This window comes from Paraburkholderia bannensis, assembly GCF_014200455.1.
GTDB lineage: Bacteria > Pseudomonadota > Gammaproteobacteria > Burkholderiales > Burkholderiaceae > Paraburkholderia > Paraburkholderia bannensis_A.
In genome coordinates, this window is the sequence record NZ_JACHBW010000001.1 from 579,913 (window position 1) to 595,199 (window position 15,287).

Annotated in this window: 13 protein-coding genes; 12 read left to right on the forward strand and 1 reads right to left on the reverse strand. The window is 63.5% G+C overall.

Annotated elements, in window-relative coordinates:
• Positions 1 to 185: 185 nt before the first annotated feature.
• From miaB to F4827_RS02760, 12 genes are all read left to right on the forward strand, one after another.
• Positions 186 to 1,559: a tRNA (N6-isopentenyl adenosine(37)-C2)-methylthiotransferase MiaB gene (gene miaB, locus F4827_RS02705; protein WP_183719944.1), complete on the forward strand. Its 1,374-nt coding sequence runs from the start codon at positions 186 to 188 to the stop codon at positions 1,557 to 1,559.
• 52 nt (positions 1,560 to 1,611) lie between these two features.
• A complete protein-coding gene (locus tag F4827_RS02710; RefSeq protein ID WP_183719942.1) occupies positions 1,612 to 2,712 on the forward strand; it encodes a PhoH family protein in 1,101 nt (366 codons plus the stop codon).
• 25 nt (positions 2,713 to 2,737) lie between these two features.
• Positions 2,738 to 3,199 (forward strand): rRNA maturation RNase YbeY, encoded by a 462-nt coding sequence (ybeY, locus tag F4827_RS02715; RefSeq protein ID WP_183719940.1) that lies wholly within the window; start codon positions 2,738 to 2,740, stop codon positions 3,197 to 3,199.
• Positions 3,200 to 3,243: 44 nt separating this feature from the next.
• A complete protein-coding gene (locus tag F4827_RS02720) occupies positions 3,244 to 3,981 on the forward strand; it encodes a gamma-glutamylcyclotransferase (RefSeq protein WP_183719936.1) in 738 nt (245 codons plus the stop codon).
• Positions 3,982 to 4,177: 196 nt separating this feature from the next.
• Entirely contained in the window at positions 4,178 to 5,071 is an 894-nt protein-coding gene (locus F4827_RS02725) for an HlyC/CorC family transporter (RefSeq protein WP_183719933.1), read from the forward strand.
• Between the two features lie 217 nt (positions 5,072 to 5,288).
• Positions 5,289 to 6,953, forward strand: a complete 1,665-nt coding sequence (lnt, locus tag F4827_RS02730; RefSeq protein WP_183719929.1) for an apolipoprotein N-acyltransferase — start codon at positions 5,289 to 5,291, stop codon at positions 6,951 to 6,953.
• Between the two features lie 183 nt (positions 6,954 to 7,136).
• Positions 7,137 to 8,144 (forward strand): glycine--tRNA ligase subunit alpha, encoded by a 1,008-nt coding sequence (gene glyQ, locus F4827_RS02735; protein WP_167064970.1) that lies wholly within the window; start codon positions 7,137 to 7,139, stop codon positions 8,142 to 8,144.
• Between the two features lie 17 nt (positions 8,145 to 8,161).
• Positions 8,162 to 10,261, forward strand: coding sequence for a glycine--tRNA ligase subunit beta (gene glyS, locus F4827_RS02740; RefSeq protein WP_183719926.1), 2,100 nt, complete (start codon positions 8,162 to 8,164; stop codon positions 10,259 to 10,261).
• A 36-nt stretch (positions 10,262 to 10,297) separates the two neighbouring features.
• Complete coding sequence (gene gmhB / locus F4827_RS02745) at positions 10,298 to 10,861, forward strand: D-glycero-beta-D-manno-heptose 1,7-bisphosphate 7-phosphatase (RefSeq protein ID WP_183719923.1); 564 nt, start codon at positions 10,298 to 10,300, stop codon at positions 10,859 to 10,861.
• Positions 10,862 to 10,912: 51 nt separating this feature from the next.
• Positions 10,913 to 11,674 carry a 1-acyl-sn-glycerol-3-phosphate acyltransferase gene (locus F4827_RS02750; RefSeq protein WP_183719919.1) on the forward strand — a complete coding sequence of 254 codons (762 nt, stop codon included), beginning with the start codon at positions 10,913 to 10,915 and terminating at the stop codon, positions 11,672 to 11,674.
• Between the two features lie 103 nt (positions 11,675 to 11,777).
• Positions 11,778 to 12,692, forward strand: coding sequence for a M48 family metallopeptidase (locus F4827_RS02755; RefSeq protein WP_183719916.1), 915 nt, complete (start codon positions 11,778 to 11,780; stop codon positions 12,690 to 12,692).
• Positions 12,693 to 12,927: 235 nt separating this feature from the next.
• Complete coding sequence (locus F4827_RS02760) at positions 12,928 to 14,301, forward strand: UDP-glucose/GDP-mannose dehydrogenase family protein (RefSeq protein ID WP_183719913.1); 1,374 nt, start codon at positions 12,928 to 12,930, stop codon at positions 14,299 to 14,301.
• Between the two features lie 515 nt (positions 14,302 to 14,816).
• Here the strand turns inward: F4827_RS02760 and F4827_RS02765 are convergent.
• Positions 14,817 to 15,287: a GDP-mannose mannosyl hydrolase gene (locus F4827_RS02765; protein ID WP_409258754.1), complete on the reverse strand. Its 471-nt coding sequence runs from the start codon at positions 15,285 to 15,287 to the stop codon at positions 14,817 to 14,819.

Below are 15,287 nucleotides of genomic sequence, written 5' to 3' on the forward strand. Positions count from 1 at the left end.
AATCGTGCGCAAGCGCAAAAGCAGCATCAGCAAAAAGCCGCCAGCGAACCGCCCCACCGTGCGCCCCAAGCCTTCGCGGCGAGGCCACCTGCTTCAGCCCTCATTTTTCACCGTAGTCCCGACGTGCATTTCGTGCATCAACCGGACGACGCCCCCAGGTGAACCACTGCGAACGGCGAAACCCGATGACCAAGAAAGTTTATGTAAAGACCTTTGGCTGCCAGATGAACGAGTACGACTCCGACAAGATGGTCGACGTACTCGGCGCGGCTGAAGGCCTCGTGAAAACCGACACGCCCGAAGATGCGGACGTGATCCTGTTCAACACCTGCTCGGTGCGCGAAAAGGCGCAGGAAAAGGTGTTCTCCGACCTCGGCCGCGTGCGCGAACTGAAGGAAGCCAACCCTGACCTGCTGATCGGAGTGGGCGGCTGCGTGGCGAGCCAGGAAGGCGCGGCCATCGTGCAGCGCGCTCCGTACGTGGATCTGGTGTTCGGCCCGCAGACCCTGCACCGCCTGCCGCAGATGATCGACGCGCGCCGTGCCTCGGGCCGCGCCCAGGTCGACATCACCTTCCCCGAAATCGAAAAATTCGACCATCTGCCGCCCGCGCGCGTGGAAGGCCCGAGCGCCTTCGTTTCGATCATGGAAGGCTGCTCCAAGTACTGCAGCTACTGCGTGGTGCCCTACACGCGCGGCGAAGAAGTCTCGCGTCCGCTGGACGATGTGCTGACCGAAGTCGCCGGTCTCGCCGACCAGGGCGTGCGTGAAGTCACGCTGCTCGGCCAGAACGTGAACGCCTATCTGGGCGCGCTCACGCAAGGCGCAACCGATGTCGCCGACTTCGCCACGCTGATCGAATACGTCGCGGAAATCCCCGGCATCGAGCGCATCCGCTACACCACTTCGCATCCGAAGGAATTCACGCAGCGCCTGATCGACACCTACGCCAAGGTGCCCAAGCTCGTGAGCCATCTGCACCTGCCGGTGCAGCACGGTTCGGACCGCGTGCTGATGGCGATGAAGCGCGGCTACACGGTGCTCGAATACAAGTCGGTGATCCGCAAGCTGCGCGCGATCCGTCCGGACCTGTCGCTGTCGACGGACATCATCGTCGGCTTCCCGGGCGAGACGGAAGAAGACTTCGAGAAGACCATGAAGCTCGTCGAAGACATGAGCTACGACACCAGCTTCTCGTTCATCTACAGCCCGCGCCCGGGCACGCCCGCCGCGAATCTCGAAGACGACACGCCGCGCGAAGTGAAGCTCAAGCGTCTGCAGCATCTGCAGGCCACGATCGAAGAGAACGTGCAGCGCATCAGCGCGTCGATGGTCGGCAAGATCGAGCGCATTCTGGTCGAAGGCCCGTCGCGCAAGGACCCGAGCGAACTGTCGGGCCGCACGGAAAACAACCGTGTGGTGAACTTCCCGGCGCCGCTCGCCTCGCACGCCCGCCTGATCGGCCAGATGATCGACGTGAAGATCAATCACGCTTACCCGCACTCGCTGCGCGGCGAACTCGTGCTCGCGCACGAGGGCAATGCGACGGTTTCGCACTAAGCAACGCATCAGGCAACCCAAGATCCACGGAACACGGGAGTTCAGAGACACCTTGAAGCCGAATCAGCAGCATCTGGAATTCACCGCGCCGCACGAAGACAACGCGCGCCTGGCCAACCTCTGCGGTCCGCTCGACGAGAACCTGCGGCAGATCGAGCTGGCGCTCGACGTCACGCTCGCGCGCCGCGGCCATCGCATCACGATCCGCGGGCGCGGCGCGAAACTCGCGCTCGCCGCGCTCGAAAACGTCTACAAAAACGCGCGCGATCCGCTATCCGTGGACGATATCCAGCTTGCGCTGGTCGAGGCGCGCCATCCGGCTGCGATGGGTAGCCACGGCAGCAACGGCAGCGCGCGCGGCGGGAACGGCAATGGCAACGGTGAAACGGAAGTCGATCCGCGTTTTCGCGGCGATCCCGATCATCCGTTCGACGAGCCCGCAGGCCTCGATATCGACATCGAGGAACAAGGCCCGAAGCTGTACACGCGTCGCGCCGACCTGCGCGGTCGCACGCCCGCGCAGCGCGAGTACCTCAAGCAGATCATTTCGCATGACGTGACTTTCGGCATCGGGCCGGCGGGCACGGGCAAGACCTATCTCGCGGTGGCCTGCGCCGTCGACGCGCTGGAGCGCGATCAGGTCAAGCGCATCGTGCTGACGCGTCCGGCCGTGGAGGCGGGCGAACGGCTGGGCTTCCTGCCCGGCGATCTGTCGCAGAAGGTCGATCCGTATCTGCGTCCGCTCTATGACGCGCTGTACGATCTGCTCGGTTTCGACAAGACGGCGAAGATGTTCGAGCGCCAGATGATCGAAATCGCACCGCTCGCCTATATGCGCGGTCGCACGCTCAATCACGCGTTCATCATCCTGGACGAGGCGCAGAACACCACGCCCGAGCAGATGAAGATGTTCCTCACGCGTATCGGCTTTGGCTCGAAGGCGGTCGTGACCGGCGACACCACGCAGATTGACTTGCCGCGCGGCCACAAGAGCGGCCTGATCGAGGCGCAACACGTGCTCAATGAGGTCCGCGGCATCGCCGTCACGCACTTCACGAGCGCGGACGTGGTGCGTCATCCGCTGGTCGCACGCATCGTCGAAGCCTACGACGCGCACGCGAAGAAGGACGCCAACGCGGCGGACGCGCGCTAACGCGCCACGAAGCCGAAAGCACACCATGGCACCCGCACCGAAACTCAAACTGAACGTGCAGTTCCCTGCCGCGAAGGCTTTCCCCGAGCACAAGGCCGCGCTGCCCCGCGCAACCGTGGCCGCGTGGATCAAGGCGGCGCTGTTCGCCGACGCGGAACTGACCGTGCGCTTCGTCGACGCCGAAGAAGGCCGCACGCTCAACCGCACCTATCGCGGCAAGGACTACGCCACCAACGTCCTCACCTTCGCCTATGCCGAGAGCGAGGACGACCCCGTCACCGGCGACCTGATCCTCTGCTGCCCGGTGGTGGCGAAGGAAGCCGCCGAGCAGGGCAAGCCGCTGTCGGCGCACTATGCTCACCTGCTGGTGCACGGCGCGCTGCACGCGCAAGGCTACGACCACGAGGACGACGCCGAAGCGCAAGAGATGGAAGGCATCGAAACCGAAGTCCTCGCCTCGCTCGGCTTTCCCGATCCGTACAAGTAAGGGCACGATCGCACGATCCACCCTGCTCTTCTGCCCAGCCCGATATGAACGACAAACGCGCGAACGTTTCTGGTGAAGTGACTGGCTCCCCGATCGACGAGCCGGCGGAGAGCGCGGTGCCTGATCCGGCGCAATATCCGGCGCCTGAACCGTCGCCTTGTCCAGGCTATCCGCCATTTCTCGGCGAGCCGAAACTCCTCACCGAAGACGAACTGCGCGCCTCGCTCGATTGCACGCTCCAGCAATGGGACGGCAAGAGCGATATCTGGCTTTTCGGCTATGGCTCACTGATCTGGAACCCCGGTTTGCCGACCGTCGAGAACGTGCGCTCGCGCGTGCACGGCTACCATCGCGGCCTCTATCTCTGGTCGCGTGTGAATCGCGGCACGCCGGAGCAACCGGGCCTCGTGCTCGCGCTCGATCGCGGCGGCTCGTGTGCGGGCGTGGCATTTCGCCTCGCTGCAGAAGGGGTGATGCCGCATATGGAGGCGCTGTGGCGTCGCGAAATGCCGATGGGCTCGTACCGGCCTGCCTGGCTGCCCTGCGTGCTCGCGGACGGCCGGCGCGTTTCGGCGCTCGCTTTCGTCATGCGCCGGGAGGCGGCCACCTACACCGGCAAGCTCGACGAGAACACCGTGCGCACGGTGTTCGGCTGCGCGAGCGGGCGCTACGGCACCACGCTCGACTACGTGCGCCGCACCGTCACGGCACTGCGCGAGAGCGGCATGCCGGATCGCTCGCTTGAGCGGTTGCTGGTGCGGTGTGCGGGCGAACAAGGCTGAGATCCGCGCACAAAGCCGCCCTTCAGGCAACCCGAGCCCAATTTTGACGCACCGCGCGATCCCCGCCCATCTGCGATAGGATTGACTGATACGATCGCCTGCGTGACGTGCCATACATGGCCGCGCCACACGCATGATGTATCCTTTCCCTTCCGCAACAGCGCGCCCGGCCACGACAGGCCAAGGGCGCACCACCATGAACGACTCCTATCCCAGTCGACGATTGACCGACAAACCGCAGGAAAAGCGCTCCCTTCTTGAGCGGCTGACCGACTTCATCTCGCCCGAGCCGGACTCGCGCAGCGAGCTTCTCGAAATCCTCCAGGATGCGCACGCGCGCAATCTGATCGACGCGGATTCGCTGTCGATGATCGAAGGCGTTTTCCAGGTGTCCGAGCTATGCGCGCGCGACATGATGGTGCCGCGCGCCCAGATGGACGCGATCAACATCGCCGAGAGCCCCGACGATTTCATCCCCTTCGTGCTGGAAAAAGCGCACTCGCGCTATCCGGTCTATGAGGGCAACCGCGATAACGTAATCGGCGTGCTGCTCGCGAAAGATCTGCTGCGCTACTACGCCGAAGAGGAATTCGACGTGCGCGGCATGCTGCGTCCGGCCGTCTTCATCCCCGAGTCGAAGCGCCTGAACGTGCTGCTGCACGACTTTCGCCAGAACCGCAATCACATTGCCATCGTCGTGGACGAGTACGGCGGCGTGGCGGGCCTCATCACGATCGAGGATGTGCTGGAACAGATCGTCGGCGATATCGAGGACGAGTACGACTTCGACGAGGAAAGCGGCAACATCATCGCCTCGCCGGATGGGCGCTTTCGCGTGCGCGCGCTGACCGAAATCGAGCAGTTCAACGAGTCGTTCGGCACCCATTATTCGGACGAGGAAGTCGATACGATCGGCGGGTTCGTCACGAATCACTTCGGCCACGTGCCGCATCGCGGCGAGAAAGTGCGCATCGACGATCTGATCTTCGAAGTGCTGCGCGCCGACGCGCGCCAGGTCCACATGCTGCTGGTGCGCCGCGACCCGATGGCCGGCCAGCGCGAAGCCGTGCTGGCGCCGCCGGGCACCTGAGCCCGCGCCCTGCGATGAACGAACGCCGGCCTTAGCGCCGGCGTTTTTTCTTCCACTGATCGATCCCCACCACGATTCCTCCGACACCGCGAAATCCTGTCGCGCGAAAATGCTATCGTTGCGCTCGCTGTGCGCCGTGCGCGCAGCGAGCCTTTCGAAACGCAACACAACCGCGCCCCGAGCGCGCCTGCAGCCGCACCGCAGCCACAGCATACTCATGGCCGAACCCATCGATTCCCGCACGCGCGACACCGCGCGCGCCGCCCTCCCCGCCAGCCGCAGCGTGCCCGTGTGGCATTACCTCGCCGCGCTCGCATTGGGCGCGCTCAACACACTCTCGTTTGCGCCGACGCCGCATGGCGGCTGGCTCGAAATCGCAATCTTCGCCGGTTTCTATTTCTGGCTCACGCGCACGACGGGCTGGAAGAGCGCACTGTTCACGGGCTGGGCGTTCGGCTTCGGCAACTTCGTCACCGGCGTCTGGTGGTTGTATGTGAGCATGCACTTCTACGGCGGCATGCCTGCTCCGCTCGCGGGCGCGGCGCTTGGGCTGTTCTCGCTTTACCTCGGCATTTATCCGGCGCTGGCCGCGCTGATCTGGTCTTTCTGCGCGGGTCATGCGCGCAAGAACCGCGACACCAGCGCAGACGCCCTGCCGTTCTCGCCCACCTGGCACGGCGCCTTCGCGTTCGCCAGCGCCTGGGCGCTTGGCGAATGGGCGCGCGGTTATGTTTTCACGGGCTTTCCGTGGCTCGCCAGCGGCTACGCGCAGGTGGACGGGCCGCTGGCCGGTTTCGCGCCGATCGTCGGCGTGTATGGCGTGGGCTGGGTGATGGCGCTGGTCGCGGCGCTGCTGGTGCAGGCGCTCATCAGCCTGCGAGCCGCCCATGCCGCGCGCGGCGGCACGCTGACGGCGCTCGGCATCGCGGTGGTGGCAATCGTCGCCGGGCTGCTGCTGCCGCGCGTGAACTGGACGCATCCGGAAAACGCCACGCTCGATGTGCGCCTGCTGCAAGGCAACGTCAAGCAGGACATGAAGTTCTCGGAATCCGGCACGCAGGACGCGCTCAACGAATTCCAGAAGCTCATCACCGAAAAGGCCGCCGATCTGGTGGTCACGCCGGAAACCGCCGTGCCGGTGCTGGTGCAGGAGATCCCGCAGAAGTTCGGCCGCGACATCCGCGCGTTCGCCGACGGCACGCACACGGCCATCCTGTTTGGCGCGGTGGGCGGCACGATCACGCCCGAAGGCCGCGTGGTCGATTACACGAACAGCCTGTTTGGCGTGACGCCGGGCACGAACGGCCTGTACCGCTACGACAAGCACCATCTCGTGCCGTTCGGCGAGTTCGTGCCCTGGGGCTTCCGCTGGTTCGTGAACCTGATGAACATTCCGCTGGGCGACTTCGCGCGCGGCGGGCCGGTGCAGCCGCCGTTCCTCGTGCACAACCAGCCGGTCGCCGTCGATATCTGCTACGAGGACATCTTCGGCGAAGAGATCGCGCGCACCGTGCGCGAGAACCCGGTTTCGCCGGGCATTCTGGTGAATTCGACCAATCTGGCGTGGTTCGGCGACACCATTGCGCTCGACCAGCATCTGCAGATCGCCCGCATGCGTTCGCTCGAAACCGGCCGGCCGATGCTGCGCGCGACCAATACCGGCGCTACCGCCGCCATCGACGCGCACGGCAACGTGATCGCGCGTCTGCCCACCTTCACGGTGGGTTCGCTCGACGTGCGCATCGCGGGCACGCAGGGTTTCACGCCTTATGTGACGAGCGGCAACAACACGGTGATCGCCATTTCGCTGCTGATGCTGGCGTTCGGGTTCGCCTTCGGCCCGGCGCGCGCCGGCCGCGACTCTGGCCAGAAGAGGATCTGATCGGCTGCAAACAAGCTGCAAAACCGGCGCGTCAACCCCGCGCCGGTCTCAACGCCGCGCCAATCCGGTAAAATTCAACGTTTCAGCACCTGGCCGCCACGCACCGGTCGCCGCGCGGGCCGCGCCTGCCGCCGCAACCCGCGTCTCCCGCCCTAAAAGACACCGCAGACACTGCAGGCACACATGCTCACGTTTCAGCAAATCATCCTGACGCTCCAGTCCTACTGGGACAAGCAGGGCTGCGCGCTGCTCCAGCCGATCGACATGGAAGTCGGCGCGGGCACTTCGCACGTCCATACCTTCCTTCGCGCAATCGGCCCCGAGCCGTGGCGAGCCGCCTACGTGCAGCCGTCGCGCCGCCCGAAGGACGGCCGCTATGGCGAGAACCCCAACCGCCTGCAGCACTACTACCAGTACCAGGTCGTGCTCAAGCCGGCGCCGGAAAACATCCTCGACCTGTACCTGGGCTCGCTCGAAGCACTCGGCTTCGACCTGAAGCAGAACGACGTGCGCTTCGTGGAAGACGACTGGGAAAACCCCACGCTCGGCGCCTGGGGTCTGGGCTGGGAAGTGTGGCTCAACGGCATGGAAGTGACGCAGTTCACCTACTTCCAGCAAGTGGGCGGCATCGACTGCAAGCCGGTGCTCGGCGAAATCACCTACGGCCTGGAACGTCTCGCGATGTATCTGCAGAAGGTCGAGAACGTCTACGACCTCGTCTGGACCGAGTGGGAAGAGCAAGGCCCGAACGGCCCTGAGATCCGCCGCCTCACTTACGGCGACGTCTATCACCAGAACGAAGTCGAGCAATCGACCTACAACTTCGAGCACGCGAACGTCGACCTGCTGTTCACGTTCTTCAACGCGTACGAGAGCGAAGCGAAGCGCATGATGGAACAGCAGCTCGCGCTGCCCGCCTATGAGCTGGTGCTCAAGGCCGGTCACACCTTCAACCTGCTCGACGCGCGCGGCGCGATCTCCGTGACGGAACGCGCGGCGTACATCGGCCGCATTCGCACGCTCTCGCGCAGCGTGGCGCAGTCGTACTACGAGTCGCGTGAAAAACTTGGCTTCCCGATGCTCGGCAATCCCGTGCACGGCGTGCCGGGCCTGACCACCGACGAACAGGACGCTGCGATGCCCGCCTGGGCGCCGCCGCTGAAGGTCGAACGCAAGTTCGGCGAGGAATGACCGGATCTCCGACAACAATGACCCAAGCTCATCAAGCCACCCTCCTCGTCGAACTGCTGACCGAGGAACTGCCGCCCAAGGCCCTCGCGCGCCTGGGCGACGCATTCGCCGAAGGCATCGCGCAGCGCCTCGCCGCGCGCGACCTGATCGAAGGCGACCTGTCGTTCGAACGCTTCGCCACGCCGCGCCGCCTGGCCGTCACGATCAAGAACGTGCGCACCGTCGCGCCCGAAAAACAGGTGCGCGAAAAAGTGCTGCCGGTGTCGGTGGCGCTCGACGCCAATGGCCAGCCCACCGCGCCGCTCGCGAAGAAACTCGCGGCGCTGGGCTTCCCTGACTTCCCGGTTGCCGACCTCGAACGCGCCAGCGACGGCAAGAACGAAGCGCTCTTCCTGCGCTACTCGGCGCCGGGCGCGACGCTCGCCGACGGCCTGCAAGCCGTGCTCGACGAAGCGCTCGCCAAGCTGCCGATTCCGAAGGTCATGAAGTACCAGCGCCCGGACGGCAGCGACGTGCAGTTCGTGCGTCCGGTGCATCGCCTGATCGCGCTGCACGGCGAACAGATCGTGCCGGTGAGCGCGTTCGGCGTCGATGCCGGCGACACCACGCGCGGCCATCGCTTTCTTTCGGAAGGCCTGATCGCCATCACGCACGCCGACGACTACGCCCACACGCTCCAGCACAAGGGCCGCGTGATCGCGAGCTACGCTGAGCGCCGCGCGGCGATCCAGGCGCAACTCACCGAGCAGGCCGGCGACGACCGTGTCGTGATGCCCGAATCGCTGCTCGACGAAGTGAATTCGCTGGTCGAATGGCCAGTTGTGTACGCCTGCAAGTTCGAGGACGAATTCCTGCAAGTGCCGCAGGAATGCCTGATCCTCACGATGCAGACGAACCAGAAGTATTTCGCGCTGACCGACGATCAAGGCCGCCTGCGTTCGCGCTTCCTGATCGTCTCGAACATCGAAACGGCCACGCCCGTCGAGATCGTCGAAGGCAACGAACGCGTCGTGCGCCCGCGGCTGGCCGACGCCAAGTTCTTCTTCGAGCAGGACAAGAAGAAGACGCTGGCCGAGCGCGTGCCGCTGCTCGCGAACGTGGTCTATCACAACAAGCTCGGCTCGACGCTGCAGCGGGTGGAACGCCTCGAAGCCATCGCCGGCGCGATCGCTGAAATGTGCGGCGCGGATGTCGCGCTGGCCAGGCGCGGCGCGCGCCTCGCAAAGGCCGACCTGCTGACCGACATGGTGGGCGAGTTCCCGGAACTGCAAGGCACGATGGGCACCTATTACGCCCGCCACGACGGCGAAGCGGAAGAAGTGGCCATCGCCTGCTCCGAGCACTACCAGCCGCGCTTCTCCGGGGATGAGTTGCCGGGCACGCCCACGGGCACCATCGTCGCGCTCGCGGACAAGCTGGAAACGCTGGTCGGCATCTGGGGCATTGGCCTTGCGCCCACCGGCGAGAAAGACCCGTTCGCGCTGCGCCGCCACTCGCTGGGCGTGCTGCGTATCCTCGTCGAAAAGAAGCTGCCGCTCGACCTCGTCGAACTGCTTCGCACCACGTACGCACAATTTGCGGGCAACGATGGGGTCGCGGAATCGACCCAGGCGATCTACGAATTCTGCATGGACCGTCTGCGCGGCCAGCTGCGCGAGCGCGGCTACGCGGCGCAGGAAGTGGACGCCGTGCTGGCGCTGAACCCCACGCGTTTCGACGATGTGGTCGCGCGTCTGGACGCCGTGCGCGAATTCGCGGCGCTCAGCGAAGCGGCAGCGCTCGCAGCAGCCAACAAGCGTATTTCGAACATCCTCAAGAAGTCCGAGGGTGCCGAAGACGGCGGCGTGCAGATCGCCCTGCTGACGGAAAACGCCGAAAAGGCGCTCTACGCCCAGCTCGAACAGGTCGCGCCGCGCGTGGAATCGCAACTGGCCGCACGCGAATACACGGGCGCACTCACCGCGCTTGCGGCGCTGCGCGAAACCGTCGACACGTTCTTCAACGACGTGATGGTCAATGCCGAAGATCCGGCGCTGCGGGCCAACCGCCTCGCGCTGCTCAAGGCACTGCATCGCCAGATGAACAGCGTGGCCGACATCTCGCGCCTGGCGGCTTAATGGCCGTCGTGACACGACAACACTGACACGACACCTATGCCGACCAGCTCCAGCCGCAAGCTCGTGATCCTCGACCGCGACGGCGTGATCAACCTCGATTCCGACGCCTTCATCAAGTCGCCGCACGAATGGGTCGCGCTGCCGGGCAGCCTCGAAGCGATTGCCCGTCTGAACCAGGCGGGTTATCGCGTCGCCGTGGCGACGAACCAGTCCGGCATCGGCCGCGGCCTGTTCGACACCACGGCGCTCAACGAAATGCACGCGAAGATGCACCGCCAGGCCGCGGCCGTGGGCGCGCGCATCGACGCCGTGTTTTTCTGCCCGCACACCTCGCAGGATCATTGCGACTGCCGCAAGCCCAAGCCCGGCATGTTGAAGATGATCGTCGACCGGTTCGAGATCGATCCCGCTGAAACGCCCGTGGTGGGCGATTCACTGCGCGACCTCGAAGCGGGCGCGGCGCTGGGCTGCCGCCCTCACCTGGTGCTGACCGGCAAAGGCCAGAAAACGCTTGCGGCGGGCGGGCTGCCCGAAGGCACGCGGATCCACGATGACCTGCGCGCCTTCGCGCTGGACTTCCTCGCCAACGACCCGGCCTGAGGCCGAATCACTTCACCTCAAGTCGCCCTGCTTCTCCGAACGGTCCACCCGATGCGCTTCATCCGCTCCCTGCTGCTGTTCATTTATCTGATCGTGTACACGATACCGTACGCGACCGCCTGCTTTATCGCGTTCCCGTTCCTGAACCCCACGCGGCGTTACTGGATGGCGGCGGGCTGGTGCCGCTCGACGCTGTTCGTGTCGCGCTGGCTGGTGGGCATCCGGTACCGTATCGAGGGCTTTGAGAACCTGCCCGATGGTCCGGCCGTGCTGCTATCCAAGCATCAATCGGCATGGGAAACGCTGGCGTTCCCCGCGCTGATGCCGCGGCCGCTGTGCTACGTCTTCAAGCGTGAACTGCTGTTCGTGCCGTTCTTCGGCTGGGCGCTGGGCATGCTGAAGATGGTTCACATCAACCGTAAGGAAGGCAAGAACGCGTTCACCTCGGTGATCCGCCAAGGCAAGCAGCGCATGGCCGAAGGCGCATGGGTCATCATGTTCCCCGAAGGCACGCGCATTCCGGTGGGCAAGACGGGTAAATACAAGACGGGCGGTCCGCGCTTCGCCATCGAAACCGGCGCGCCGGTGGTGCCGATCGCGCACAACGCCGGCCACGTCTGGCCCCGTAACTCGTTCATCAAATATGCGGGTATAGTCACGGTGTCGATCGGCAAGCCCATCGATACCACGGGGCTGACGCCCGACGAAGTGAATACGCGCGTGGAAACCTGGATCGAAGCCGAAATGCGCCGCATCGATCCGGACGCGTACCGCGAAACGGATGGCACCTCGGCCAACACCGCGAAGATCTGACGGCCGGGGCCGATGGCCCGCCGGTTTGATCCGGCTTTTTCAGGCCGTCTGGTCGACCATCCGCCGCGCGGGATGCACACGCCCTCCCGCACCAGGCCCGACGATGCAGAAGTCCCCCAAGCCGCGCCATGCCGCGGCGCTTGATCATCAGCAACTCGATTTGCCGCTCTTTGCCGGGGCGGATTCGTTGCCGGTTGCGACACCTTCCGCGCCATCGGCGCCTATCGCGGACTCCCCTTCCCCCACTTCGTTGACGCCCGGTAAGGCGCGCAAGGCTCCGCCTGCGCCGCTTTCACCGCTCGCGCCGGATGGCTCGCGCATGCGCACGGTGGAACTGGGCGCGCGGAGTTTGCAATATCGCTTGAAGCGGTCGTCGAGAAAGTCGATTGGGTTTGCTATCGATGCGAGCGGACTCACGATTACCGCGCCACGCTGGGTGACGATTGCGGATATCGAGAACGCGATTGTCGAGAAACAGCGGTGGATTTTTTCCAAGCTGATTGAGTGGCAGACGCGGGTTGAGCAGCGTGCCTTGCCGAAGGTCGAGTGGCGGGATGGGGCTGAGCTGCCTTATTTGGGTAAGCCGTTGCGGGTGAGGCTGGGGGCTGGTTCCTTGGCTTTCGATGAGGCGACGCGCGTGCTTTCTTTGCCACTGCCGCCTCATGCGGACGCGCAGCAGATCAAGGATCGCGTGACCGGGTGGCTGCAGGGTGAGGCTACGCGGATTTTTGGGGAGCGGCTTCAGATATACGCTGCGCGCCTTGGGGTGACGTTTCGGTCGTATGCGCTTTCTTCGGCTATGACCCGGTGGGGCAGCTGCTCAAGCGAAGGACGGATTCGGTTGAACTGGCGTTTGATCCACTTTCCGCTATCGGTGGTTGACTACGTTGTAGCGCATGAGCTGGCTCATCTGCGGGAGATGAACCATAGCCCGAGATTCTGGCAGACGGTGGAGTCGATTTTTCCGGAATATCGCGATGCCAGGAAGCAGTTGAAGCAGCAGCAGCCGGAGATGTGAGGGGGCGTGAAAACATCACACGTCTAACTGCTCAAGCACAACATTCCTCTTCTTTCAGACGTCTCCGATAGCGCCACTATCTGTGGCCGCGATACGGTGGATATTGCCCTGTTCATAACGTCGACGTAGCGAAAGCCTACGTACATGGTACGGCATACTGCCGTCCGAGAATTGGGGCCGGGTATTGCGATGCCCGATCAAATATTCCCCCGATTTCTCGGAGATTGCTGGAACCATGAAAGTCACTATCGTCGGCAGCGGTTACGTTGGCCTGGTCACCGGAGCATGTCTCGCCGAATTAGGCAATCACGTGCTCTGCCTCGACATCGACCAATCCAAGATCGATCTGCTCAACAATGGCGGCGTTCCCATCTATGAACCCGGCCTCAGCGAAGTCATCGCGCGCAATCGAACGGCTGGGCGCCTGGAGTTCTCGACTGATGTTGAACAGGCCGTAGCGCATGGCGACATCCAGTTTATTGCTGTTGGAACGCCCCCCGGTGAAGACGGCTCCGCCGATCTCCAGTATGTGCTTGCATCAGCGCGTAACATCGGCCGCCATATGACTGGATTCAAGGTTATCGTCGACAAGTCTACGGTCCCAGTCGGCACCGCTGAAAAGGTGCGCAGCGTCGTCGCGCAAGAACTGGAGAAGCGCAATGTCGAAGCTCAATACGCCGTGGTCTCGAATCCCGAGTTCTTGAAGGAAGGCGCGGCGATTGAAGACTTTATGCGACCAGACCGGATTGTGATTGGCCACGAATCCGACGTCGAGGGATTGCGCGCGAAGAGCCTGATGGAGGAACTCTATTCACCGTTCAATCGAAATCATCAACGCACGCTGCACATGGACGTGCGATCGGCTGAATTCACGAAGTACGCGGCGAATGCCATGCTTGCTACGCGCATTTCGTTTATGAACGAACTCGCCAATCTCGCAGACCGCGTTGGAGCGGATATCGAACAGGTCCGGCGCGGCATTGGCTCGGATCCGCGAATTGGCTATAGCTTTCTCTATGCTGGCTGCGGGTACGGTGGCTCCTGTTTCCCCAAGGATGTCCAGGCTTTGATACGTACTGCAGATGATATTGGCATGCAGTTGAAGGTCCTGACTGCCGTGGAAGATGTGAATGCTCGACAGAAAACCGTGCTACTGGACAAGATTCGCGCGCATTTCAACGGCAATCTTAACGGCAGGCATTTCGCAATCTGGGGCCTTGCGTTCAAGCCGAATACGGATGACATGCGCGCGGCTACGAGTCGTCTGCTGATCGCCGCACTGGTGCGCGCCGGTGCATCGGTGAGTGCCTACGACCCTGTTGCGCTCAATGAGGCACGGCATTGTATTGCCGAAGACCTTGGCCCGGATGATTTCGAATGCGTGCGGTTCACGTGCGAACGCGACGCCGCACTCAAGAACGCCGATGCGCTGGTCATACTCACGGAGTGGAAGGAATTCCGATGCCCAGATTTCGTGAGCATGAAGTCAGTGCTCAAGCAACTGGTCGTGTTTGACGGGCGCAACCTGTACGAGCCGGCAACGATGCGCTCGAATGGGTGGACGTATTACACGATTGGGCGGGATGTTGTGCTAACTGCGGGTGCTTGAGGTATGACCCGGGCGGTTGAATGGGCACTCTACGCCATGCTGCTCCTGGTCGCGTCCACCGCAATGGCGGAGCCGACGGACCAAGGCAACTTGTCATCCTGCTCCCATTACGGTGCGCAGGCCGTCGGCATGTCGGCGGGTCAACCTGCGGCCGAAGCCAACCGGGGAGGCAACATACGGCGTCCTACGGGTGCACCCGTGCCTTCAGACTGCGGCAGCGCCAGTCTTGGCACACCCGATACCAACACCCTCCTGGGCGCGCCTCGCGATTACGACGATCGCAACGGGCCCTCGGCGGATTCGGTGCTAGAGAGTCGCTTGACTACCCCCGATACCGGCAGTCCCCCGCCATCGGCTTCCCGGCCGGCTGGCGCACTCAAGTCGCTTCAAGCTACGACGTCCAAAATGACAAATAGCGCGAGCAGCAGTTTCGCAGCACCAGTCGTCAGCCGAGACGTCTACCGTTCACCTTGGTAACGCTTGCGGGCCGGCTGACTCAAGCAGTCAGCCGTCTATCAAATTGCAGGCATATCGGTCGTGAAATAGGCGCGGGTATTCACATGCACGTTGGCATCCCCTTTGATTTGACTCGCCGATGCCCAGCGGTAAGCACTGTGCTGCTTCTTGGGGAAAGCGCGAGCGTCGATTGCATAACGCAAGCGGTATCCAAGAACGACGTAGTGCGTCGATACGCCGGGGGCACCGAAAACATTGTCTTCGTAAAGATGTTCGTAGACACCGAACAGCTCAGCATTAGCGCGGCTCAGATCAGAGTATCCAAGCTCATCGTGGACGATTCGACGAAACGCATGATCCAGCGTCTCCCCTTTGCGAATCCGTCCACCGGGCACAAACCAGCTATTTTGCGCTGGCCTGTTTAACCGGTAGCCGAGCAGGAATTCACCCTCCGCGTTTGCCACAATCAAATCGATGGCAACCAATGGCGTCGACTCGATGGTCTGGAGAAAACGATCACTCGTCAGCAG

What these genes read in the sequence shown, in the direction of transcription:
- glyQ (WP_167064970.1), top strand. Translation starts at nt 7,137, where the DNA reads ATGCTCACGTTTCAGCAAATCATCCTGACGCTCCAGTCCTACTGGGAC.
- glyS (WP_183719926.1), top strand. Translation starts at nt 8,162, where the DNA reads ATGACCCAAGCTCATCAAGCCACCCTCCTCGTCGAACTGCTGACCGAG.
- F4827_RS02725 (WP_183719933.1), top strand. Translation starts at nt 4,178, where the DNA reads ATGAACGACTCCTATCCCAGTCGACGATTGACCGACAAACCGCAGGAA.
- F4827_RS02755 (WP_183719916.1), top strand. Translation starts at nt 11,778, where the DNA reads ATGCAGAAGTCCCCCAAGCCGCGCCATGCCGCGGCGCTTGATCATCAG.
- ybeY (WP_183719940.1), top strand. Translation starts at nt 2,738, where the DNA reads ATGGCACCCGCACCGAAACTCAAACTGAACGTGCAGTTCCCTGCCGCG.
- gmhB (WP_183719923.1), top strand. Translation starts at nt 10,298, where the DNA reads ATGCCGACCAGCTCCAGCCGCAAGCTCGTGATCCTCGACCGCGACGGC.
- miaB (WP_183719944.1), top strand. Translation starts at nt 186, where the DNA reads ATGACCAAGAAAGTTTATGTAAAGACCTTTGGCTGCCAGATGAACGAG.
- F4827_RS02720 (WP_183719936.1), top strand. Translation starts at nt 3,244, where the DNA reads ATGAACGACAAACGCGCGAACGTTTCTGGTGAAGTGACTGGCTCCCCG.
- lnt (WP_183719929.1), top strand. Translation starts at nt 5,289, where the DNA reads ATGGCCGAACCCATCGATTCCCGCACGCGCGACACCGCGCGCGCCGCC.
- F4827_RS02750 (WP_183719919.1), top strand. Translation starts at nt 10,913, where the DNA reads ATGCGCTTCATCCGCTCCCTGCTGCTGTTCATTTATCTGATCGTGTAC.
- F4827_RS02760 (WP_183719913.1), top strand. Translation starts at nt 12,928, where the DNA reads ATGAAAGTCACTATCGTCGGCAGCGGTTACGTTGGCCTGGTCACCGGA.